The sequence below is a fragment of the Pseudomonas sp. CGJS7 genome (genome assembly GCF_036961695.1).
On the sequence record NZ_JBAMDI010000038.1, the window covers coordinates 64,232 to 87,463 of the forward strand.

Annotated in this window: 17 protein-coding genes and 1 riboswitch; of the genes, 10 read left to right on the forward strand and 7 right to left on the reverse strand. The window is 65.8% G+C overall.

The window, feature by feature from the left end; genetic code table 11:
- Positions 1-96: 96 nt before the first annotated feature.
- The 6 genes from V7787_RS22515 to dusB all read left to right on the forward strand — a co-directional run bounded on the left by V7787_RS22515 (position 97) and on the right by dusB (position 6,813).
- Entirely contained in the window at positions 97-936 is an 840-nt protein-coding gene (locus tag V7787_RS22515) for a hypothetical protein (protein ID WP_336089657.1), read from the forward strand.
- Entirely contained in the window at positions 933-1,364 is a 432-nt protein-coding gene (locus V7787_RS22520) for a hypothetical protein (protein ID WP_336089659.1), read from the forward strand. Before V7787_RS22515 ends, V7787_RS22520 begins: the two co-directional genes overlap by 4 nt.
- 459 nt (positions 1,365-1,823) lie before the next feature.
- Positions 1,824-3,944: a TonB-dependent receptor gene (locus V7787_RS22525; protein ID WP_336089661.1), complete on the forward strand. Its 2,121-nt coding sequence runs from the start codon at positions 1,824-1,826 to the stop codon at positions 3,942-3,944.
- A 30-nt stretch (positions 3,945-3,974) separates the two neighbouring features.
- Positions 3,975-5,081: a PepSY-associated TM helix domain-containing protein gene (locus tag V7787_RS22530; RefSeq protein WP_336089662.1), complete on the forward strand. Its 1,107-nt coding sequence runs from the start codon at positions 3,975-3,977 to the stop codon at positions 5,079-5,081.
- A 129-nt stretch (positions 5,082-5,210) separates the two neighbouring features.
- Positions 5,211-5,549 (forward strand): YegP family protein, encoded by a 339-nt coding sequence (locus V7787_RS22535; RefSeq protein ID WP_336089663.1) that lies wholly within the window; start codon positions 5,211-5,213, stop codon positions 5,547-5,549.
- A 265-nt stretch (positions 5,550-5,814) separates the two neighbouring features.
- The gene (gene dusB / locus V7787_RS22540; protein WP_336089664.1) at positions 5,815-6,813 is read left to right on the forward strand and encodes a tRNA dihydrouridine synthase DusB; all 999 of its coding nucleotides are present in this window, start codon (positions 5,815-5,817) and stop codon (positions 6,811-6,813) included.
- Between the two features lie 13 nt (positions 6,814-6,826).
- On the opposite strand, the gene V7787_RS22545 is transcribed toward dusB, so the two are convergent.
- Both V7787_RS22545 and V7787_RS22550 read right to left on the reverse strand, forming a co-directional pair.
- Positions 6,827-7,312: a PEGA domain-containing protein gene (locus V7787_RS22545; RefSeq protein WP_336089665.1), complete on the reverse strand. Its 486-nt coding sequence runs from the start codon at positions 7,310-7,312 to the stop codon at positions 6,827-6,829.
- 173 nt (positions 7,313-7,485) lie between these two features.
- A complete protein-coding gene (locus V7787_RS22550; RefSeq protein WP_336089666.1) occupies positions 7,486-8,577 on the reverse strand; it encodes a metal-dependent hydrolase in 1,092 nt (363 codons plus the stop codon).
- A 235-nt stretch (positions 8,578-8,812) separates the two neighbouring features.
- On the opposite strand from V7787_RS22550, the gene V7787_RS22555 reads away from it, so the two are divergent.
- Positions 8,813-9,508 (forward strand): aspartate/glutamate racemase family protein, encoded by a 696-nt coding sequence (locus V7787_RS22555; protein WP_336089667.1) that lies wholly within the window; start codon positions 8,813-8,815, stop codon positions 9,506-9,508.
- A 106-nt stretch (positions 9,509-9,614) separates the two neighbouring features.
- Here V7787_RS22555 and V7787_RS22560 read toward each other — a convergent pair whose 3' ends face one another.
- Both V7787_RS22560 and V7787_RS22565 read right to left on the reverse strand, forming a co-directional pair.
- The gene (locus tag V7787_RS22560) at positions 9,615-10,442 is read right to left on the reverse strand and encodes a UDP-2,3-diacylglucosamine diphosphatase (protein ID WP_336089668.1); all 828 of its coding nucleotides are present in this window, start codon (positions 10,440-10,442) and stop codon (positions 9,615-9,617) included.
- A 24-nt stretch (positions 10,443-10,466) separates the two neighbouring features.
- On the reverse strand, positions 10,467-12,209 hold the full coding sequence (locus V7787_RS22565; protein ID WP_336089669.1) for a lysophospholipid acyltransferase family protein: 1,743 nt from the start codon (positions 12,207-12,209) through the stop codon (positions 10,467-10,469).
- A gap of 337 nt (positions 12,210-12,546) precedes the next feature.
- On the opposite strand from V7787_RS22565, the gene metK reads away from it, so the two are divergent.
- Both metK and V7787_RS22575 read left to right on the forward strand, forming a co-directional pair.
- Positions 12,547-13,770: a methionine adenosyltransferase gene (gene metK, locus V7787_RS22570; protein WP_336089670.1), complete on the forward strand. Its 1,224-nt coding sequence runs from the start codon at positions 12,547-12,549 to the stop codon at positions 13,768-13,770.
- Positions 13,771-14,054: 284 nt separating this feature from the next.
- Positions 14,055-15,431: a deoxyguanosinetriphosphate triphosphohydrolase gene (locus tag V7787_RS22575; protein ID WP_336089671.1), complete on the forward strand. Its 1,377-nt coding sequence runs from the start codon at positions 14,055-14,057 to the stop codon at positions 15,429-15,431.
- 109 nt (positions 15,432-15,540) lie between these two features.
- Here the strand turns inward: V7787_RS22575 and V7787_RS22580 are convergent, their stop codons facing one another.
- From V7787_RS22580 to V7787_RS22590, 3 genes are all read right to left on the reverse strand, one after another.
- Positions 15,541-16,509 carry a hypothetical protein gene (locus tag V7787_RS22580; RefSeq protein ID WP_336089672.1) on the reverse strand — a complete coding sequence of 323 codons (969 nt, stop codon included), beginning with the start codon at positions 16,507-16,509 and terminating at the stop codon, positions 15,541-15,543.
- 120 nt (positions 16,510-16,629) lie between these two features.
- Positions 16,630-18,222, reverse strand: coding sequence for a hypothetical protein (locus V7787_RS22585; protein ID WP_336089673.1), 1,593 nt, complete (start codon positions 18,220-18,222; stop codon positions 16,630-16,632).
- A 353-nt stretch (positions 18,223-18,575) separates the two neighbouring features.
- Positions 18,576-21,155 (reverse strand): alpha/beta hydrolase family protein, encoded by a 2,580-nt coding sequence (locus V7787_RS22590; protein ID WP_336089675.1) that lies wholly within the window; start codon positions 21,153-21,155, stop codon positions 18,576-18,578.
- 350 nt (positions 21,156-21,505) lie between these two features.
- Positions 21,506-21,582, forward strand: a riboswitch (S-adenosyl-L-homocysteine riboswitch).
- 60 nt (positions 21,583-21,642) lie between these two features.
- On the opposite strand from V7787_RS22590, the gene ahcY reads away from it, so the two are divergent.
- The gene (gene ahcY / locus V7787_RS22595; RefSeq protein ID WP_336089676.1) at positions 21,643-23,088 is read left to right on the forward strand and encodes an adenosylhomocysteinase; all 1,446 of its coding nucleotides are present in this window, start codon (positions 21,643-21,645) and stop codon (positions 23,086-23,088) included.
- The last annotated feature ends 144 nt before the right edge of the window (positions 23,089-23,232 follow it).

Consider the following 23,232-nt stretch of genomic DNA (forward strand, 5'->3'; position numbering starts at 1 on the left):
CCATTGGCGACGGGTTTCCATCGTTTTTCTCTGTCGACCGTTCCCTCTCAATCCCGCGATTCTTTTCCATCCCTGATCGAGCCCAAGATGCATGTCATGCAGCGAGTCCTGACCTCCATCGTTGCTCTGGCTTTGTTAGTGACTACCGGTTGCAGCCGCGAAGAAACAGGCGCCAGAACACCGCAACTCGCTCAATCCCCGCCGGCAGAATCGATTTCCGACTCAGTGCGTGCCGTCGCCCAGGCTAATACAGGGACAAGGCGATCCGACGCCGTCGAGCGCATCGTTGCGACCAGGAGGAAATTCGCCGATAGCTATTCGCCCCTCAAGTCCCTGGCTGAGTCCGGCGACGCCGGAGCGGCGTTTCAAATTTACACGGACCTCAGACGTTGCTCATCGCTCAAGACTCGTGAAGAGGCGCTGGAAACGCTGGCCGCGGAATCTTCAGACAAAACCCTGACCTCCAACGTCGTTACCGAGCTCAGCGAAGATCGCATCGTTTGCGCCGGCCTTGGCGAAGAGAAACTGACGACGATGGAGCACTGGATCACGATGGCCGCACGGCTTGGACACCCGGAGGCTCAGATCGCGTACTTCTCCGTGGCCACCGAAAGATTCGACACGCCCGAGAAAATCGTAGCCAACATAGAAGAAATCGCACGAATCAAGAATGAGGCGCTCATTCATCTGTCCGCTGCGGCAAACAAAGGCAACAGCACCGCGCTTTTCAATCTCGCAAACCATTACCACGACGGCACTTTGGCCAAACGCGATCTGGTGAAGGCATATGCCTACATGCGCATTCTGCAGCAGCGGGGGGGCGTGGCTTCGGCGACGAGGCATCTGGATCTATGGCGCCGAGAGATGTCGGCCGAGCAAGTATCAAGCGCAGAGACCATCGTGGCCAATGCGAACAAGGGGGGAAGTTTGAGATGAAATCGAAATTGTTGGCCGGCGCGGCCGGCATCGCCGCCATCGGCATAGCTATCGCCGCGCATTATGGGACGTTCAACTGCGGATCCGCATGCACTTTAGATGGGGCCACCCCCGACCCGGAGACGGCAAGCTTCATCGCCTCCACGATCAACCAAAAAGTCAATCAGTGGAAAGCCAAGGATACCGTTACCGTTTGCAACGATAGAAGTTGCGCGACCTATCTTATGGCCTCGGTCATGGGAGGCATCCCTGGGATGCAGCAGATTTCCAAAGTACCGCGAGGCGGCGGTAGCGGCGGCCCGGGAGGCGGTGGCGGGTCCGGAGGCGGCAGCGGCGGTGGATGGTCTGGAGTCGGCGGCGGGGGATGCTTCGGCGAATGCGGCGGCAAAGTCGTTGTCGGACCGGTATCGCCGCCGAAGGCGGGTTGATACCACGCACGAATCGTCCGACTGGCGGTGGCCTTGCGCCGCCGCCAAGTCGGGAGAACGCGATAACAAGCGTCGCAGCATCATGTTTCTGGAATCGCGGCAGAGCAGGATGAACGAAGGACGCTTGTTTCGAGGCGAGCGAGTTGTCGACAGGTCGCTAAACCGTTGGGACTGGTCAATTTCGACAGTTGGCTGGCGCGACTTGAATAATTTCGGCGCAAAGTAGATTCGCCGGCGCTGATTGGCTGACCCGCAAAATCGCTTCCGCTCGGGGCCATCCCCACCGTGCAGTCCAGCGCTTGCTTGTGCCGGCACCATCAGACTGCTTCGTGAGAACCAGTTCCGCGAAGGGTGCGCCGTAGGGAACACAGCGCCCACCGCCCGTCCGGCAGCCCTTTAAACTGAGAATGGTTCGCATTAACATGCGAGCCCTGTCGCAGTTTTCAGGCCCTCCTCCCCATGCCCCGCCTCCAGATCCTCGCCAGCGCCCTGCTGGCCGCCCTTGCCGCACCCCTGGCTCACGCCGATGAGGCCAAGGACATCGACCGCGTCGTCGTCTCGGCCAGCACCAGCCGCACGCCCAATTCCGAGGCGGCGCTGGCCAACACCATCACCGTGATCGATCAGGAACAGCTCAAGCAGCAGCTGTCGGTGACCCAGGACATCTCGCAGGTGCTGGCCAACCTGATTCCCTCGTTCTCGCCCTCGCGGCAGAAGTTGACCAACGGCGGCGAGACCCTGCGCGGGCGCAAGCCGCTGTATCTGGTCGACGGCGTGCCGCAGTCCACGCCGCTGCGCGAAGGCGGCCGCGACGGCCATACCGTCGATCCGGCGATGATCGAGCGCATCGAAGTCATCCACGGCGCCAATGCGCTGCAGGGCCTGGGCGCTTCCGGCGGCATCATCAACATCATCACCAAGCGCGCGCCGCGCCAGGACGGCGAGAGCTTCCAGGACGTCAGCATCGGTGCCAGCACCGCGCTGCCGAACCAGAGCGACAGCGTCGGTTACCGCGCCTCGTATCTGTTCGGCACCCGCAAGGGCGCGTTCGATTTCGTCGGCGGCCTGTCCTATGCCAGCGAAGGCCTGTACTACGACGGCAACGGCGAGGCGATCGCGGTCAACGACATCCAGGGCGACCTGATGGACGCGCGCAGCCACAACCTGTTCGCCAAGGCCGGTTGGGACATCGACGACGACAAGCGCTTGCAGCTCACCGCCAACCGCTACGAGCTCAAGGGCAACAACGACTACATCACCGTCAACGGCGACATCCGCACCGGCCAGCTCGCCACCTCCGCGCGCGGCAGCCGCGAGGGCGAAGGCGCGCGTAATCGCTCGACCTCGCTGGTGCTGGATTACACCGACAAGGCCATGGCCGGCGGCTTCTTCAACGCGCAGTTGTTCTGGGTCGATTTCAAGGGCCAGTACGGCGCCACCGATTGGGAAGATTTCTGGCGCGACGGCCGCGACCTGCACTGGTGGGACCAGTCGCAGAACGTCTCGGAAAAAGTCGGCGGCAAGTTCAGCTGGTCGCGCGACAACCTGTTCGATCAACGCCTGCGGGTGACCTTGGGCCTGGACTGGAATCGCGACAAGACCTATCAGGAACTGGTGGTCGCCAAGCTCAAGTGGGTGCCGGAAACCGAATACGAATCCTGGTCGCCGTTCGTGCAGGCCGAATGGTGGATCACCGACAAGCTGATGCTCACCGGCGGCGTGCGCCATGAACGCGGCAAGCTCAAGGTCGACGATTTCAACACCATCCCGGCCAACGCCGGCGGCAGCCGTTTCGTCCGCGGCGGCTCGCCGGAAACCCGCGAAACCCTGCCGAATTACGGCATCGTGTTCGAAGCCACCGAGGCCTTGAAGTTCTACGCCTCGTACTCGGAAGGCTACACCGTGGCCGATATCGGCCGGGTGCTGCGCGGCATCACCACGCCGAACCAGAGCGTGGACAAGCTGGTGGATCTATCGCCGGTGGTGTCGGACAACCGCGAGATCGGCGTGGACTTCGACAACGGCCGCTGGCTGGCGCATCTGGCCGCGTACTGGTCCGATTCCGACCTGGGTTCGCGCCTGGCCTTCGACCGCAATACCCAGAGTTATTTCGTGGTGCGCGAGCGCACCGAAATCCGCGGCATCGAAGGCAATGTCGCGTTCCAGTTCTCCGACGCCGGCCGCGTCGGCCTGGGCTATGCGCACGCCAACGGCCGCTACGACAGCGACGGCGACGACCGCGTCGACAGCGATCTGCCCGGCATCAACATCAGCCCCGACCGGGTCACCGCGTTCTGGGACCAGACCTGGAACGACACCGTCTCCACCCGCCTGCAAGGCAGCCGCGCGCTGGATCGCGATTTCGATACCAAGGGCGTGCGCGTGGCCAGCACCGACGGTTACACCACCGTGGATCTGCAGGCCCGCTTCAAGCTGCCGCTGGGTCAGTTGAGCCTGGGCGTGGAAAACCTGTTCGATGAGCAGTACATCACCTACTACTCGCAGAGCACGCCGCGTAACGACACTTACGTCGCCGGCCGCGGACGGGTGTTCAGCGCGAGCTGGTCGCACCGGTTCTAAGCGCACAGCCCCAGCATCCAAGCGCCCAGCATGAGCACGAGCCAGGCCCCGCAACGATCCAAGCCGCGTTTTCGCGCGGCCTTGAAGTGGCTGCACCTGTGGCTGGGGCTCAGCGCCGGCACGCTGTTCGCGATCGTCGCGTTGTCGGGCACGGTGCTGGCGTTCCAGCGCGAACTGGCGCTGTGGGCGTATCCGCAACTGCAACGCGACGCCGCGACCACGGTCGAGCAACGCGGCCAGGCGCTAGCCCGCATCGTCGGCCAGTGGCAATCGCAGGGCATGACCTCGCTGGACTTGCCCACGGCGCAGATGCCGGTCTGGCAAGGCTATTTCCCCAACAACGAGCGCCGCTATTTCGACCCGGCCAGCGGCGAGTTGTTGTTGACCCGCAACACCGGCAACGACGCGGTGTTGTGGCTGCGCGATCTGCACATCCACCTGTTGGCGGGCAAGGCCGGCGAGCAGGTGCTCGGCGTGGTCGGCATCGTCGCCTTGTTCATGCTGATCAGCGGTTTGTACCTGTGGTGGCCGCGCTGGTCGGCGCTGGCCGCGAGTCTGAAGTGGTATCGCGGGCCGCCGACGCGGCGTTGGCTCAGTTGGCATCGCGGCATCGGCCTGTGGCTGTTGCCGCTGACCTTGCTCGCCGCGCTGACCGGCACGGCGATGGTTTACGACGAAGTCGCGCGCGATGGTTTGCGCGCCGCGTTCGGCGACGCCAAGCCGCGCAAGCCGCCGAAACTGGCTGCGCGCGAACAGCCGATCGATTGGGTCGCGGTGCTGCGGGCGGCCGAGGCGACGACGGCCGCGAACGGCGGACTGGCCGACGCGCAGTTGCGCCGCATCGGCTTGCCGAAGGTCGGCAGCGGTTTGGTGACCGTGCGCGGGCGTGCCGTCGGCGAATGGCATCCGGTCGGCCGCAGCATGGTCTGGATCGACCCCTACCAGGGCCGCGTGCTCGGCACCCTGGACGCCACCGCGCAAGGCCGCGGCTCGCGCGTCAACGAAGCGATCTATCCGCTGCACGGCGGCTTCGTCGGCGGGCGCGCGTGGCAGATCCTGATCGCCTTGACCGGGCTGATGCCGCCGTTCCTGCTGATTACCGGTTTCCTGTTCTGGCGGCGCCGGCGCGGCCGTTAAGGCGCCTGCGGCCTCACCGTTCATCGGCGCAACATCGCGATCAGGCCGGTGCGGCTTCACGAATCCGTTCTCTCGACGTGTAACCGGAAGTCACACGTCCGCTTCGCGCGGCTCAACGAGGGAACGAACATGGCAGGCAAGTACGTCATCAGCAAGCAGAGCAACGGGCAGTATCACTTCGTGCTCAAGGCCGGCAACGGCGAAACCATTCTCAGCAGCGAGAGCTACACGACCCACGCCTCGTGCGAGAACGGGATCGCCTCGGTGCGCACCAACAGCCCGCTCGACGCGCTCTATGAGCGCAAGACTTCGGCGAACAACAAGCCTTACTTCGTGTTGAAGGCGGCCAATCATCAGGTGATCGGCAGCAGCGAGTTGTACAGCAGCGATTCGGCGCGGGATCACGGGATCGAGTCGGTCAAGCAGAATGGGCCGAGCGCTACGGTTGAGGATAAGAGCGGGGGCTGAGGGCTGACCTCGCCTCTGGCTGCCCTCACCCCAACCCCTCTCCCGCGCCCCGAAGGAAGTCACCTTGGGTGGCAAGCGGGAGAGGGGCTCCAATAGCAAGCTATGGCGATGCCCTTCTCCCGCTGGCGGCGCCCGAAGGGTGTGCAAGGCTGAGAAGGTGGTCCGAAGGGCCGGATGAGGGCACGCGCCCTCACCCAGGCTCGGCGCCAGCCGGGCAAATAACGCCCCAAAACCCGCCCATCGCGGTCTGCTCTACAATGCCGCCATGCGCATCGGCCCCCACCACATCGCCCCGCGCGTGATCCTCGCGCCGATGGCCGGGGTCACCGACAAACCGTTCCGGGTGCTCAGCAAGCGTCTGGGCGCGGGCTTGTGCGTGTCGGAGATGACCACCAGCGACCCGCGCTTCTGGACCACAGCCAAGTCGCGCCACCGCATGGATCACGACGGCGAACCGGCGCCGATCAGCGTGCAGATCGCCGGCACCGTGCCGCAGATCATGGCCGACGCGGCGCGCTACAACGTCGATCACGGCGCCCAGATCGTCGACATCAACATGGGCTGCCCGGCCAAGAAGGTCTGCAACGCCTGGGCCGGTTCGGCCTTGATGCGCGACGAGGCACTGGTGGCGCGCATCGTCGAAGCGGTGGTCAAGGCGGTGGACGTGCCGGTCACGCTGAAGATCCGCACCGGCTGGGATCACGATCAACGCAACGCGCCGGTCATCGCCCGCATCGCCCAGGACGCCGGCATCCAGGCGCTGGCGGTGCACGGCCGCACCCGCGATCAGCAGTACACCGGCACCGCCGAGTACGACACCATCGCCGCGATCAAGGCGGAGTTGTCGATTCCGGTGATCGTCAACGGCGACATCGACTCGCCGCGCAAGGCCGCCGCGGTGCTCGCCCAGACCGGCTGCGATGCGGTGATGGTCGGGCGCGCCGCGCAAGGGCGGCCGTGGATATTCCGCGAAATCGCCCATTTTCTGGAACACGGCGAAGAACTGCCGCCGCCGTCGCTGTCGCAGGTGCGCGACATCCTGCTCGGGCACCTGCAGCATCTGCACGCGTTCTACGGCGAGGTCTCCGGCGTGCGCATCGCGCGCAAGCACCTGGGCTGGTACGCCAAGGACCGCCCGGAAAACGCCGCGTTCCGCGCGGTGGTCAATCGCGCCGACAACGCCGAACTGCAATTGCGGCTGACCCGCGATTACTTCGATGCGTTGGTGGCCGGCGTCGATCCGGAATGGTCAGCCGCGGCTTGAGCCGCCGCGCCGGCTATTTCTTCTGCTTGGCCTTCTGCTCGGCGTAGTCTTCAGGCGTCTGCCCGTTCTCGGGCACCGCGGGAAACTTCGGCGCCGTGCAGCCGGGCGCCTCTTCGAGCAGCAACACCGCCAGCACGTTCGGGTTCAAATCCTTGGCCGCGCCGCTGGCGGCGTCGACACCGGCGCCGATCAACCCGCCGACCAGCATGTTGCCGGCCAGACCGAACGCGCCGCCGCGCCCGACTTCGCTGCTGATCTGGGCCAGCGCCTGGCGATAGCCGGGCTTGCACAGCTCCACCGCGACCGGATGTTTGCGCTTGAGCTTGAGCGTGCACGGGGTGGAGCAGCGTTCGCCGTTGGACAACGACGCGGTCGCGCCGCCGGGCAGGCTGTCGATGGTCACCGCCTGGGTGGAACCGCGCACGAAGGTCGCGCAACCGGAACCGGCGAGCGTCAGGAGCGCGGCGAGGGCCAGCGCGGGCCGGGAAACGTGATGCATGGGGGAAGCCTCGAAGTGTTTTCCGCACGACCGCGGTCGGCGCAGGCATGAGGCCACAGCCGATGTGCCGGCGCAATCCTACTACCGGCACATAATCCAACTTTGAATTCCCGGCGATAGCACCGGCCGCGCGGATCGGCGCCACCGTACCCCGGGGAATCGGTCGGTTCGGGCTACTTCAACGCACCGCCGTGGGTACGCCCGCGCATCGCGGTCGCACCGCTGAGGTCGTCCAGGTCGGTCGCCGCATCGGCCACGGTCTTCGGCTCGTGCCAGATCCGCGTCCACATCGCCGGCAGCTTGTCGGCGGCTTCCCACGGCCATTTCAGCTGTTCCGGCGCGATCTCGCGCCAGGATTCGCCGTCGCGCTCGGCCACCGCGAAGCGGAAGCTGTAGTCGGGCTCGGCGCCCATGCGCAGATCGCTCAGCACCAGCCGGCCGTCGCGCTGCTCGCTCTTCATGAAGCCGTGGTTGAACCACTGCAAGCGATGCACGGCCGGGTAGCCGCTGACTTGGCTGTAGGCCTGGGTGTCGGAGGCATAGGCGCGGAACCGCATCGGCCCGCGATCGGCGACCAGGGAACGCTCGCCCTCGACGAAGCCGTCCGGGGTCATCGCCACCACCCGCCACAGCAAGGTGTTGAACGGCATCGGCACCGAGAAGCGCGGCGCGTTCTCCAGGCCCAACCGGGCCAGCGCCGGTTCGGCCTGACGTTCGACCAGGTGCTTGGCCCACAACGAGCCGCCCAGATACAGCGAACTCAAGGCCAGGCCGACCATCAGCGCCGGCTGCGCGCTGCGCCCGGCGCGGGCGAACCAGGCCCAGACGCAGGCGATCAGCAGCCACACGGTGTACAGCGGATCGATGATGAAGACGCTGGACCACATCACCGGCTTGAGCGGCAGCGGCCACAGCAACTGGGTGCCGTAAACGGTGAAGGCATCGAGCACCGGATGGGTCAGCAACGCCGCCTGCATCGCCCAGAACCAGCGTTTGGGCGATTGCGCGACGCGGCCGCCGCGGGCGCGGCACCAGCCCCAGATCGCCCAGGCCACGAACGGCAGCACCAACAGCGAATGGCTGAGGCTGCGATGCCAGGTCATGCGCGCGACCGGATCGTCGGTCAACAGATTGACCGGAATGACGTCGAGATCGGGCAAAGTGCCCAGGGCGGCGCCCGCGAGCAGGGCCGCGCGGCGATGTCCGGCAGGGGCGATGGCGGCGCTCAGCGCGGCGCCGAGCACGATCTGGGTCAACGAATCCATCCGCGGATGCTACCGGGGCGCCCGATAACGGGCGTTTGTTTTTCGTTTTCCCACGCCCGTGCGCCGCGATTTCCCCCCCGTAGGAGCGGCGCTAGCCGCGACCACGACAATTCAATTGCGCCGAAACTAACGGCAATTCCGCCGCAGCAGCAGCCTGCGACCAAAAACAGCCCCCGTGGGACGCCGCTCCGACAGCGTCTAAAGTGGCAAGCCTCGCCCGCCCTCGGAACCGCCCATGCCCCACCCCGCCCCCATCGGCATCGTCGCCTGCTCGGCCGAAGGCGCCGCCTTGTGTTATCGGACCATCTGCAGCGAAGGCGCGGCCGTGCTGGGCCCGCACGCGCATCCGCAGATCGCGCTGCACACCCACTCGCTGGCCGATTACGTGGTCTGTCTGGACCGTGGCGACATCGACGGCGTGGGCGAGCTGATGCTGTCGTCGGCGCGCAAACTCGCCGCGGCCGGCGCTGAGTTTTTGATTTGCCCGGACAACACGATTCATCAGGCCATGGATTACGTGCTGCCGCGTTCGCCGCTGCCGTGGCTGCATATCGCCGAAGTGGTCGCGCAGGAAGCGGCCGAACGCGGCTATCGGCGGATCGGACTCACCGGCACGCAGTGGCTGGTCGAAAGTTCGGTGTACCCGGACAAGCTCGGCGCGCGCGGCCTGGATTTCGTCAGGCCGCCGGCTGCGGAGCGCGAGCGGATCGGCCGGCTGATCATGGATGAGTTGGTGTACGGCGTGTTCGAGCCGGAGACGGTGGCGTATTTCCAGTCGGTGATCGACGGGCTGAAGGCGCAAGGCTGCGATGCGGTGGTGCTGGGTTGCACCGAGATTCCGTTGATTATCGGCGATGCGAATTCTTCGTTGCCGACGTTGGATTCGACTCGGTTGTTGGCGCGGGCGGCTTTGCGGCGGGCGGTTGGGTAGGACGCGGGCGTTTGGCCTCACCCCAGCCCTCTCCCGCAAGCGGGAGAGGGAGCTTTCCCTTCTCCCGCTTGCGGGAGAAGGTGCCCGAAGGGCGGATGAGGGCCGCTTATGCCGCGTAAGGCAACTCCGCCGCCACCTGCCGCAACGCCCGCGGCGGCAACATCGCCAGCGTCTCCCCGGTATGCGCCAGCAACCGCAGCGTACCGTCGGGATCTTCAGCCAAGGCCGTCAGGCTCTCGACCCAATCGCCATCGTTGGCGTAAACGCAGCCATCGCGTTCGAACAACGCCGCGCGATGAATATGCCCGCACACGATCCCGTCGAGCCCGCGCTGACGCGCGTCGCCCAACCCAGCCTGGACGAACCGCGCGATATAGCGCTCGGCTGCGCCGCTCTGGCGCTTGAGGAAATCGGCCAACGACCAATAGCGCAAGCCGAAGCGGCGACGCACCCGGTTGGTCAACTGATTGCCGGTGAGAATGCGCTCATACAGCCAGTCGCCGAACTTCTCCTGCATGCCGCCGAACTGGGTCACGGTGTCGTAGTCGTCGCCGTGGGTGACCAGCAGGCGCCGGCCGTCGGCGGTGAGGTGGATCGCGCGCCGGCGCACCTGCATGCGCGGCAGCGCCAGGCCGCAGAAGCGCCGCACCGAGCGGTCGTGATTGCCGGGAACGTAGATCAGCTCGGTGCCGGCCCGGGCCAGCGCGTGCAGCGCTTCCACCACCCGATACTGCGCCGCGCCCCAACTGGCGCGGCGCTGCGACATCCACCACAGGTCGACGATGTCGCCCACCAAATACAGCCGATCGCAACGCAGGTTCTGCAGGAAGTCGGCGAATTCCGCGGCGTGACAGTGTTTGGAACCCAAATGCACATCCGAAACGAATACTGCTCGACGACGTACCGGTAACTGAGTGATCGAGGCAGGACTCATGACACGTTCTCGTTGGCGGCGGGGTCAGGTGTCTACGGCGGCATCCGTCTTCGCGCTCGCATCGCTGCGCGGCGCGGCCGCGCCGAGATAGCGTTCGCGCTTCTTCGGACGCAGCTGCTGCAGATCGACTTCGATCAGCCCGTCGACCGCGTCGCTGAACGCCGGATCCACGCCGAATGCGAGGAAACGCGCGCCGCCGGGCTCGCACAGGTCGGTGTACTGCTTGTAGAGCATCGGCACGCTGGTGCCGAGCGCATCGAGATTGTTCTTGAGTACGCGGAACGCGGTGCCCGCATCGAGTTCATCGAACTGCGGCGGCGCGGCGCGGTACACGAACGGCTGCTTGGAGAACGCTTCCGAATCCAGGTCGCCGTAATACCGCGCGTAGTAAGCGACGATCTGCTCGCGCGCATCGGCCGGCAACGCGGCGCTGATCGAGACCGGGCCGAACAGATAGCGCACGCCCGGATGGCGGATCAGGTAGGCGCCGATGCCCTGCCACAGATAGTCGATGCTGCGGCTGTTCCAGTACTCCGGCGCGACGAAGCTGCGCCCCAGTTCCATGCCCTGGGCCAGACGCGGCACCGCGTCGTCGGCGTAGCGGAACAAGGACGCGGTGTAGAACCCGGCCAGGCCGCGCTCGCCGATCAAACGGTTGCCGCGGGCGATTCGATAGGCGCCGGCGACCTTCTGCTCGGCCTCGTCCCACAGCACGATGTGCTCATACCAGCTGTCGTAGATATCCACGTCCAGGCGCTGGCCGGTGCCCTCGCCGACCGCGCGGAAGGTCAGCTCGCGCAGCCGGCCGATCTCGCGCAGCAGCGGCGCGCCCGGGCGCAGGGTGCCGACCCGGATCTGCTTGCCGTCGGTGGTCTGGCCCAGCGATTCCATCGCCTCCACCCCGGCGCGGACCAGGGCCGGATCGACCGGATCGATCAACGGCTCCGGCCCGACCGGCGCCGCGCGCTCGCGCGGGGTGCCGATGGCGTGCAGCTCGGCGCGGACCTCGCGCAGCAGTTGGTTGGACTCGCCCTGGGCCGGCAGATGCAGCGGCCGGCCGATCCGCAGCGCGATCCGGCGCGCGCGGCGGGCGAACATCTCGCGCGCCAGCAAGGCCGTGCCGGCCGGCTTGAACAGGGCCGAGGCGCCGTAGAACAGCGCCGAGTTGCGCGCCTCGATCCGCACCGGCAACACCGGCGCATCGGTCTTGCGGGCGAAGCGCAGGAACCCGCGCTGCCAGCGCCCGTCGGTGACCCCGCGCAGGCCCAGCCGGGCGACTTCGCCGGCCGGGAACACGATCACGCACTGCTCCTCGTTCAGGGCCGCCTCGATCGCGTGCAGGCTCTCGGCGCTGGGCCGGCCGCCGAGGATCCGGATCGGCAGCAACAGCCCCTGCAGCCCGTCCAGCGCCAGCAGCAGGTCGTTGGCGACGATCTTCACATCGCGCCGCACCCGCCCCACTGCATCCAGCAACGCCAGCGCGTCGACCGCACCGGAGGGATGGTTGGCCACGATCAGCAAACGGCCGCTGCGCGGAATCCGCTGCAGTTCGGCCGAGTCCACCAGATAGCGCGCCTGGACGAAATCCAGCGACGCGGTGACGAAATCGAAATCCCGCAGATGCCGGGTTTCGGTGAGGAATTGGTCGATATGGTCGAATTTCGACCAACGCCCGATGGTCCGGATCAGGGGTCGGGTCAACGCGGCCCGGCGTCCACGGAACCATTGCGGGAAACGTTCTTCCAGTCGGCGTTCGAAGTGCAGCATCGGTGTCGTCGCATCAGGGGCGGCGGTATGCCGCGCAGCCTGAGCCGGCGCGGCGACAGCCACATGGCGGTTTCGGGTCAGTCCGATGACAGCCCTGACCCGGCCTTAAAACGGCGGCAGGAAGGACGGAAACGACGATCGATCAGCCTTCCTGGCACGCCGGCACAGCTTCCCATGCGCCACCGCATCCAACCTCCCCCCAAAGGCCGATCCGGGCCGGCCGTTCAGGGGGCGCTTAACGCGCGGACAACCCCCAGGCACGGCACAATGCGCGCTCCCGGCCGAGGGAGTATCCTATGCGGCCATCTTTTTATCCGAATCGAAGGATATTCGACCGATGTCCAGCTACCTGTTCACTTCCGAATCCGTGTCCGAAGGTCATCCGGACAAGATCGCCGACCAAATTTCCGATGCCGTGCTCGACGCCATCCTGGCTCAGGACAAGCGCGCTCGCGTGGCCTGCGAAACCTTGGTCAAGACCGGCGCGGCCATCGTCGCCGGCGAAGTGACCACCAGCGCCTGGGTCGACATCGAAGGCCTGGCCCGCAAGGTCATCAACGAGATCGGCTACAACAACTCCAACGTCGGCTTCGACGGCCACACCTGCGCGATCATCAACATGCTCGGCAAGCAGTCGCCCGACATCGCCGCCGGCGTGGACCGCAAGAAGCCGGAAGAACAAGGCGCGGGCGACCAGGGCCTGATGTTCGGCTACGCCTGCAACGAAGCCCCGGAATACATGCCGGCGCCGATCTACTACTCGCACCGTCTGGTCGAGCAGCAGGCCAAGGTGCGCAAGCAGAAGAACTCCAAGCTGCCGTGGCTGCGCCCGGACGCCAAGTCGCAGGTGACCCTGCGTTACGACGACAAGCATCAGGTCGCCGGCCTCGACGCGGTGGTGCTGTCGACCCAGCACGATCCGGGCATCAAGCAGAAGGATCTGGTCGAGGGCGTGTACGAGCACATCCTCAAGCCGGTGCTGCCCAAGGCGTGGCTGGAAAAGCTGCCGAAGAACAAGGTCCACATCAACCCGACCGGCATCTTCGTGATCGGCGGCCCGGTCGGCGACTGCGGCCTGACCGGCCGCAAGATCATCGTCGACAGCTACGGCGGCATGGCCCGTCACGGCGGCGGCGCGTTCTCGGGCAAGGATCCGTCCAAGGTCGACCGTTCGGCCGCTTACGCCGCGCGTTACGTGGCCAAGAACATCGTCGCCGCCGGCCTGGCCGACAAGTGCGAAGTGCAGGTCTCCTACGCCATCGGCGTGGCCGAGCCGACCTCGATCTCGGTCACCACCTTCGGCACCGGCAAGATCAGCGACGACAAGATCGAGAAGCTGATCCGCAAGCACTTCGACCTGCGCCCGTACGGCATCGTCAAGATGCTCGACCTGATCCACCCGGTGTACCAGCTGACCGCCGCTTACGGCCACTTCGGCCGCAAGCCCAAGGAAGTCAGCTACGTCGACGGCGCCGGCAAGAAGCAGACCGCTACCGCGTTCTCGTGGGAGAAGACCGACAAGGCCGACGACCTGCGTAAGGATGCTGGGCTGAAGAAGTAATTCTTCGCCAGCGATCGGATAAGAAAGAGGGCCGCGAAAGCGGCCCTTTTTTATTCCTCGCGTCGGCGCGACTGGATGCCGATACGAATCGAATCGGCGCCGACGATACGGCAATGCGGTCGAGACCGAAAAGTAGCCGAGCAGCATGCACTCAAACGGCAGGCGATGCTCGCCGTCGCTGCGAGCACGCACAAAATACGCAAAAAAACAGGCATTTTTCGATTTGCGCGTAATCCAAACCCAGCCGTACGATCCAGCCATGCGCTATCAGGAGGGGATGCCGCATGTCGACGAAATCCATGAACTGGCCGCAACTTTTGAACTCAACGCGCCTGGGCGACAAGAAGGCGAAAAAAGAGCCCGGCCGTTCCTCGTTCAACTCCGATCACGACAAAGTCATCTTCTCGGGATCGTTCAGAAGACTGGCGCGAAAAACCCAGGTGCATCCGCTGGTCAACAACGACCACGTGCACAACCGCCTGACACATAGCCTGGAAGTCTCCAGCGTCGGGCGAAGTCTGGCGATCAGAGTCGGCCAATCCCTGCAGGACGCGAAAAGCCTGCCCGAAAACATCCTTCCCACCGATCTGGCGGATTTGGTGCAGACCACCTGTCTGGCGCACGACATCGGCAACCCGCCGTTCGGCCACACCGGTGAAGAAGCCATTCGCAACTGGTTCCGCAACGAGGGCAAGGAGCGCTACAAAAAGCTTCTGCAACCGGAAGAAATCAGCGATCTGAACAACTTCGAGGGAAACGCCCAAGGCTTTCGGGTACTCGCCTGCTCCGAGTTTCATCCCTACGACGGCGGTTTGCGATTGAGCTACGCCTCGCTAGCCTCCTTTCTCAAATACCCATGGACGTCTGCGCCCGCCGTCGCCGGGAAACGCCCCAAAGACGACAAGTACGGAATCTATCAATCCGAACTGGAACTGTTTCGCGAAGTCGCAGATGCGACCGGCCTGATAAAGAAAGGCAAGGACTGGTATTGCCGCCATCCCTTGGCTCACCTGATGGAGACCGCCGACGACTTCTGCTACGGCCTGCTCGATCTGGAAGACGGAATCGAGATGGGAATCTTGAAATGGGAGGAAGTTTTCGAGGTGCTCAGACCGGTACTCGACGGCAATAAAATCGGCACGCTGACGAAGGAACTGGAAGGCTTGCGTCCAGGCCGAAAGCCTCCACTGATACGCGGCAAGGTAATTTCCGCCTTCGTCGAGGATGCGGCCGCCAGCTTCATCCATAACGAACACGGGTTCCTGCGCGGTCAACATCCGGACCTGCTCGGGCTATGCGGAGAGACGGTCAGGAACTGCGTCCACAACGCCAAGAAACTGGCTCGGGAAAAGGTGTTCGCGCATCCGCGAAAAATCGAACTGGAAATCGGCGCGTACAGCACCATCGAAACGCTGATGACGGTTCTGTGCGAGGCGGCCGATGCGTACGTCAAACAGTCCGAGACTACGTTCCGCAGCCGTCGCGCGCTGGACTTGCTGGGGCGAAACACCTTCGATCCACGCATCCGAGCCAAGCACAAGAGCGGAAGGTCGCCGCACTACCTGGCGCTCATGCGCGTGCTGGATTTCGTCAGCGGCATGACCGACAACTACGCCACCCATCTCGCCCGCCAGTTCAGCGGCATGGGCGAGGTGCGATAGCCGGCGGGTCCATCGGCAGCCGAAGCGGCCATCGCTTCCAGGGTCTGGGTGCGAATCGAGAAGAAGGCCGCGAATGCGGCCTTTTTCCGGATCCGAAGACGCCAGCGTTTCAGACGTGCCGCACGCTGGTGCCGACGTCCTGGGTCGCCACCGGCGTGGTCTGCGTCTGCGAAGGCGCGTCGTGATCGTTCTGCAGTTTCGCCGCGCGCGCGCTCAGATGTTTCATCGACAGATCCACCGCGTCGTCGGTGACGACGCTGGCGTAGACCCGCGATTCCGGCATCGAACCTTGACCGGCGATGGTCTTGTCGCCGTGCTGTTCGACCGTATTGACGCTGCCGAAGATGCCTTTCTCCAGGCAAGCCACGGTCAGCGCCGCGGCGCCTTGCTTGGCGCTGTAGCAATCGGTGCGGTCGCCCTCGTGACCGATCAGCAGGTCCGAATCGGCCGGCAGCTTGGCCAGGATGTCGCGATACAAACCGTTGGCCGGATGCGCGGACTGATCCAACGAAACGGCGGTTTCTACGCGCTCGCTCGGCCGGATCGTCGGCAAGCCGGCCGGGATCGGTTTGCTGGAGATGTCTTGATTGAGCACCACTCCGCCGCCCTCGTCGCGCGAGGTCTTGTAGTCGTAGCGGTAAAAATCGGCGGTGTCGTCTTTCTTCAGCGTGCAGGTCAGGCTGTCGCCGGAAGCCGATATCCGGCAGCCGTTGTCTTGCTGGATCGTCGCGGCGATGTCTTTCTCGGCCAGCCAGCGCTTGAGCTGCTGCGGCAACCAGTCCTTGCCGCTTTCCTGGCCCGGGGTCGCGCTGGGATTGTCGCCCTGGTTGCAGACCAGCACGGCCTTGATCTTGCTCGGATCGCCCAGGCCGGACGCGGTGAACTGGGTGTCCAACTGCTCCTTGTACGTCGCCCAGTTGCTGGCATCGCAACCGGAATACACATGACTCAGGGCGACGCGGCCGTTGCCGGACAAGCAGACCGCGACGCAGCCGGACAGGCCGTCGGTCATCAAATCGGCTTTGGCGGCGTCGGCGACCATCCATTCGTCCAACCCGACTTTGACTCGATCGTTCATCGCTGGCTCCCTTGGTTGGGTTGCGCGCGCGGCAGACGCAGATCGCCGCCGCGCGCTTTATGTGCACCCAAACGCAAAAGGACGACGGCTCGGGCCATCGCCGCGGAAGATCGCGTTTATTTACTGCGCCGAAGCCTCGACCGTCCACTCCTGCTCGTGCTGGCTGAGCACGCTGCCGTCGCTGGCCACGCACAGCAACGGAATCCGCGGCGACACGCGCCAGGGCTTGCAGTTGAACGGCGCCTCCGAGCGCTTGTGCCAGTCGTCGATTTTCGGATCAAAGGTGTACAACTCCCACACGCCGCTGAAGGCGTTCATGTTCCAGCGGGTGGCGTAGCCGATGTCGGCGCTGTCGAACTGCACGTCGGTGATCACGTACGGCGGCCGGCCGACCTTCTTCCAACTGTCGCCGCGATCGCTGGATACGAAAATCTTCGAGAACGCGCCGGCGCTGACCAGCACGGTGACGGTGCCGGTTTTCGCGTCGATCCGGAACGAGTTGAACGCGCTGGGCGGCGACACCGTCTTCCACTGCATCGACTGCAGATCGAGCCGGTGCAGTTCCTTGATAAAACCCAGGAAATACGAGCCGTTCCACGACTGCGGCATCGGACCGGGCCAGCCGCCGAGGGTCTTGCGGATGTCGACCGGAAACTCGCGCAGCGCATGCAGGTCCGACAGATCCTCGTTGCTGGCGACATACACCGTGATCCGGTCCAGGCTCGGCGGCAAACCCGCTTGCAACGCCGGCACTTGCCGCCCGGTGGTGATCAGCCAGTGCGGCGCCTGTCGGTCGATATCGATCACCGCCTCGGTCGCGCCGAAGGATTTGAGCACCGTCCAGGTCGCGCCCTGATCGTCGCTGCGGCGCAGGATGCTGTCGTCCGAACCGGCCAGCAGCGTTTCGCCCACGCGTTCTACCGCGGAAATCTTGCGCAAGGTGTCGATGCCGATGCCGCTCCACTGCGCATCGGCGCGGCGCACCCGGATTTGGCCCAGGTCGGCGCCGAAATACAGGGTCCCGTCCGCGGCTTCGGCCGGCTCATCGGCCAACGGCGGCGTCACCGAGCGGGCCAGTTGCAGGAACTCCTCGCTGCTCTGCGCGGCTTTCAGACGGCCGATCACCGAAGGCTTGTTGACCTTGCGGTCGTGGGCCGACAGCAAGTCGGCGATCAAGCCCAAGCCGGTGCTCGGATACAACTGTTTGAATGGCTTGGGCGGAGTGCTCGGCTGCCAACGCAGCGGCTCGGCGGATTTCAGCACCGGGCCGAATTGGTTGAGCGCGGCGTCGATGTCGTGTGCGTTTTCCGTCGGGCGCAGCGGCAACACCACCAGTTCGTATCCGCCGATCTGGATCGGAACCAGGCTGCCCAGATCGGTGACCCGGCCGGCCTGCACTTCGAAGCCGGGATACTCGCCCCACTGCTGGCCGCTCCAACGCGCCAGACGGTACTGCCCCGCCGGCAACCAACGGCCGAAGGCCTTGTCGCCGGGGTCGCTGCGCGCATCGAGCGTCTCCTCGCGCGCGCCGGTGGCGGTGGAGACCACGCTCAACGAGCCGGTGGTGCCCGGGCGGGTGCCGCTGCCCTTGGGGAAATTCACGTAGACATAGCCATGGGTGGCGGCCAGTTGGGCCGGCACTTGCGGCGCGGGCTTGGCCGCCCACGCCGAGGCGGCCCAGAGCAGGCCGACGGTCAGACACACGATGCGCATTGGATTCCCCCTGTGGAGGCGGGATTATGCAGAAAAACTCGGGGCGCTTCGGTGGGGTTTCCGATGAGCGGAGCGGCGACTTCGCGGGGGCGTCGAGAGCGGGCTAAGCGGCGCTTACAAACGGCGGGGCTCGGGTCGGTGAGAGCAAAGTCAAAATGGATTCCGGCTTTCGCCGGAATGACGGCGCGAGTGGATTGCGGCTTTCGCCGGAATGACGGCGCGAGTGGATTGCGGCTTTCGCCGGAATGACGATGGGTAAGTTGCGTGGTTTTGTTAGAGGCTCTACGTCAACCGCGACGGCGAACCGATGCGCGCGGCCGCGACGGCGAACCGCCGCGGCCGGGCGCATCGGCTTATTTGGCCGCGGCCGATTTCGCCGCCGAACCGGTCTCGGGCTTGGCGTTCTTTACGTACAGCTCCAGCCAGCGGTTGGTCTCGGCCATCATTTGCAGGATCGACTCGCGCGCGCGGTAGGCGTGCGACTCGTTGGGCAGCATCACCAGCCGGGCGTGGCCGCCCAGGCCCTTGATCGCCGCGTACATGCGCTCGCTCTGGATCGGGAAGGTGCCGGAGTTGTTGTCCTGTTCGCCGTGGATCAACAGCAGCGGGTCCTTGATCTTGTCGGCGAAGTTGAACGGCGACATCGCCTCGTAGGTGGACTGGGCCTGCCAGTAGTTGCGCTCCTCGGCCTGGAAACCGAACGGGGTCAGGGTGCGGTTGTAGGCGCCGCTGCGGGCGATGCCGGCCTTGAACAGGCGGGTGTGCGCGAGCAGGTTGGCGGTCATGAAGGCGCCGTAGGAATGGCCGCTGATCGCGATGCGGTTGCGGTCGGCGACGCCGCGGCGCACCACTTCGTCGATCGCCGCCTGGGCGCTGGCGGTGAGCTGGGCGATGTAGCTGTCGTTGGGTTCGCGGTCGCCCTCGCCGACGATAGGCATCGACGGGTCGTCGAGCACCGCATAGCCCATCGCCAGGTACGGCAGCGGGCCCCAGTAACTGACCGCGTTGAAACGGTACGGCGAGCCGCTGACCTGGCTGGCCGCGTCGGCCGATTTGAATTCGGCCGGGTACGCGTACATCAGCATCGGCAACGGGCCGTCGCGCTTGGCGTCGTAGTTGGGCGGCAGGTACAGATTGGCGGTCAGCTCGACCCCGTCGCTGCGCTTGTAGCGGATCTGCTCTTTCTTGATCTCGCGCAATTGCGGGGTGGGATGCGGGAAATGGGTCAGCGCGCGCGGCGCGGCGTCGGCGGCGCCGAGTTCGCGCAGGTTGAGGTTGGACGGTTCGGTCGGCGATTCGCGCAAGGTCAGCAGGCGCCGGCCCTCGGCGTCGAGCAGCGTCAGCGGCTTTTCGTAGTACGGCGCCTGCGAGTGGAACAGCCGGGTGGTTTTGTTGTCGCCCAAGTCGCGGCGGTCGAGGAACGGACGGTCGCCTTCGGCCGATGCGCCCTCGCCGGCGTAGTACAGGCTGTTGCCGTCGGCGCCGGTCAGCAGGCGCTCGAAGCCGGCCGGATCGGATTGCATCAGCGGTTCGCCCGGATCGTTGTAGCGGTCTTCGCTGGAGCCTTCGAACACCAGTTGCGGCGCGCGATCGCCGTGATCGGGCGCGATCCGCCACTGCTTGATCTGGCGGGTCTTCCACCACGACTCATCGACCAAGGCCAGATCGCCGCTGCTCCAGCGCACGCGTTCGAACCGCGAAGCCAAACGCGCGATGGTCTGCGGCGGCGTCTCGAACGGCGCGGCCTGCATCAGCACCGCGTCGCGGATGGTGGCCGCGCGCGCCGGATCGCCGCCGTCCTGCGCTTCGGCCCAGACCAGCGTCGCCGGCGCGTCGCTGCGCCATTCGATATCGCGCACGCCGGTCGGCACCGCGTCGTTGCCGGTCGGCAGGCCGTCGATCAACGGCACCTGGGCGAGTTCGTGTTCGAAACGGCCGTCGGCGCCGAGCACTTCGATGCGGCGGGCGAACATCGACGCCGGCACTTGATACGAGAACGGGCGTTGCAGCCGGATCGTCAACAGATGGCGGCCGTCCGGCGACGGCGCGGCTTCGGTGTACAAGCCGGGCAAGCCGAGCTTGGCGATCTGGCCGGTCAAGTCGACCTTGGCCAGTTGCGAGCGCAGGTAGTACTCGAAGGTGCGCGCATCGCTCTCGTTGCGCAGCAGGTCCTGGTAGGTGCGGATCTGGCGCACGGTCGCGGTGGCCTGGGTTTCCTGGGTCGCGGGGCCCGTCGGCGCGGCGTCGCGCGCGGGCGGCTCGCCCTGCGCTTCGGGCTGCAGTTGGATCAGCAGACCGCGGCTGTCGGGCAGCCATACATAACCGTCGCCGCCGACGGTGTTGAGGCCGGAGACCAGCTTGCGCGCATGGCGGGTTTCGCGTTCGATCAGCCACAGCTCGTTGGCGCCGCTGGCCGCGTCGACGCGGTTGAACGCGATCCAGCGTTGATCGGGCGACCAGCGCAAGCTCGCCAGCGACAGCGGCGACGGCAGGCCTTCGATCTCCAGGCGCTTGCCGCTGTCGACTTCCAGCAGGCTCAGGCCGGCGCCGAAGCTGAAGCGGCTCTGCGCGCGCACGCGCGGGTGGATGCGCATGCCGGCGAGCTTGAGCTCGGGCTGCGCGACCACCGCGATGCCCGGCAACGACGGCGTCTGCACCAACGCCACGGTGTCGCGCTTGGGGCTCGGGAACAGGGTCGGCGGACGCGGCGCATCGACGATGGCCTGCAAGGCCTTGGGCGGCAGTTGATAGCCGTCGGCCATCGCCTGCGGCGCGGGCTTGGCCTTGGCCGCGGCGGGCTGGGCCTGGGCCAGCGGCGGCAGCAGCGCGAGCGCCAGGGCCGGCGCCAACAGGTTCAGCCACGGGCGCCGGCTTGCGCGCGGGTTGCGCGAACCCAGGCGCTGGCGGCCTGCATATCGGGTGTCGGATTTCATGTCGGTCACGCCCTTGCGATGAAAGTCGGATGCGACGCCACGCCGCCGGGCGGGCGCGCCAGGGGCCGAGCTTAGCCTGGGCCGGTGGCGGGCGGACCCTGCCATTGGGCCGGGCCGACACGGGCGGTGTGGCGTATCGGCAAACCAGGCAAAGGGCCCCCAGGAGGCGCGGTGACTGGCGGTTTCGCGGTCGCGGCTCGCGCCGCTCCTACAGGGACTGCGGCCGGTTCGTATCCGACTGTAGGAGCGGCGCGAGCCGCGACCGCGAAACCGCGCCCCTGAACCCGCTGCGTGACCCGTGCGCCCTGTCGTGCGGCGGCCACGGCCGCCGCGATATACTGCGCGCTCAGCCCGCCGAGGGGCGCTGCGACCGTGTACGCCACGGCCAGGCTCGGCGAGGTGTAGGCCGCAACGGCGCCCGGTTCGAGTCCAACGACTCGCCGGACCCGGCATTCCGCCGGCTCCCCAAAGAACTGGAGCTCCTCCGATGAACGCAGTACCCAAGACCTTCTCGACCGAAGGCGATTACAAGGTCGCCGACATTTCCCTGGCCGATTGGGGCCGCAAGGAAATCGACATCGCCGAGCACGAAATGCCGGGCCTGATGTCGATCCGCAAGAAGTACGCCGCCGCGCAGTCGCTCAAGGGCGTGCGCGTGACCGGCTCGCTGCACATGACCATCCAGACCGCGGTGCTGATCGAGACCCTGCGCGACCTCGGCGCCGACGTGCGCTGGGCTTCGTGCAACATCTTCTCGACCCAGGACCACGCCGCCGCGGCGATCGCCGCCAGCGGCACCCCGGTGTTCGCCTGGAAGGGCGAATCGCTGGAGGAATACTGGGATTGCACGCTCCAAGCGTTGACCTTCCCGGGCAACGGCACCGACAAGCACCTCGGCCCGCAGTTGGTCGTGGACGACGGCGGCGACGTGACCCTGCTGATCCACAAGGGCTATGAGCTGGAAAACGGCGACGGCTGGGTCAACACCCCGTCGGGCAACCACGAAGAGCAAGTCATCAAGAACCTGCTCAAGCGCGTGCACGCCGAGCGTCCGGGCTTCTGGCACACCGTCGTGCGCGACTGGAAGGGCGTCTCGGAAGAGACCACCACCGGCGTGCACCGTCTGTATCAGCTGGCCGAGGCCGGCGGCCTGTTGGTGCCGGCGATCAACGTCAACGACTCGGTCACCAAGTCCAAGTTCGACAACCTCTACGGCTGCCGCGAGTCGCTGGCCGACGGCCTCAAGCGCGCGATGGACGTGATGCTGGCCGGCAAGGTCGCGGTGGTCTGCGGTTACGGCGACGTCGGCAAGGGCTCGGCCCACTCGCTGCGCGCTTACGGCGCCCGCGTGGTGGTCACCGAAATCGACCCGATCAACGCCCTGCAGGCGGCGATGGAAGGTTTCGAAGTCAACACCGTGGAAAGCACCCTGGGCCGCGGCGACATCTACGTCACCACCACCGGCAACAAGGACGTGCTGACCCTGGCGCACATGTCGCAGATGAAGGATCAGGCCATCGTCTGCAACATCGGCCACTTCGACAACGAGATCCAGGTCGATGCGCTCAACGCCTCCGGCGCCAAGCGTTTGAACATCAAGCCGCAGGTCGACAAGTACACCTTCGGCAACGGCAACTCGATCTTCCTGCTGGCCGAAGGCCGCCTGGTCAACCTGGGCTGCGCCACCGGCCACCCGAGCTTCGTGATGTCGAACTCGTTCTCCAACCAGACGCTCGCGCAGATCGACCTGTGGGCGAACAAGGACAGCTACCAGGCCAAGGTCTACATCCTGCCGAAGAAGCTCGACGAAGAAGTCGCGCGCCTGCACCTGGAAAAGATCGGGGTCAAGCTGACCACGCTGACCGACGATCAGGCCAAGTACCTGGGCGTGTCGGTCGATGGTCCGTACAAGCCGGATCATTACCGCTACTGATCGCATCGCCTTCGGGCGATGTTCGAGCATCGAGAAGGGCGCCTCTGGGCGCCCTTTTCTTTGCGCCGAAAACGGCGCGCAGACCTCGCGCTGCATCGGGCATTCATTGGCCGGGGGGGGGGGGGGGGGGGGGGGGGGGGGGGG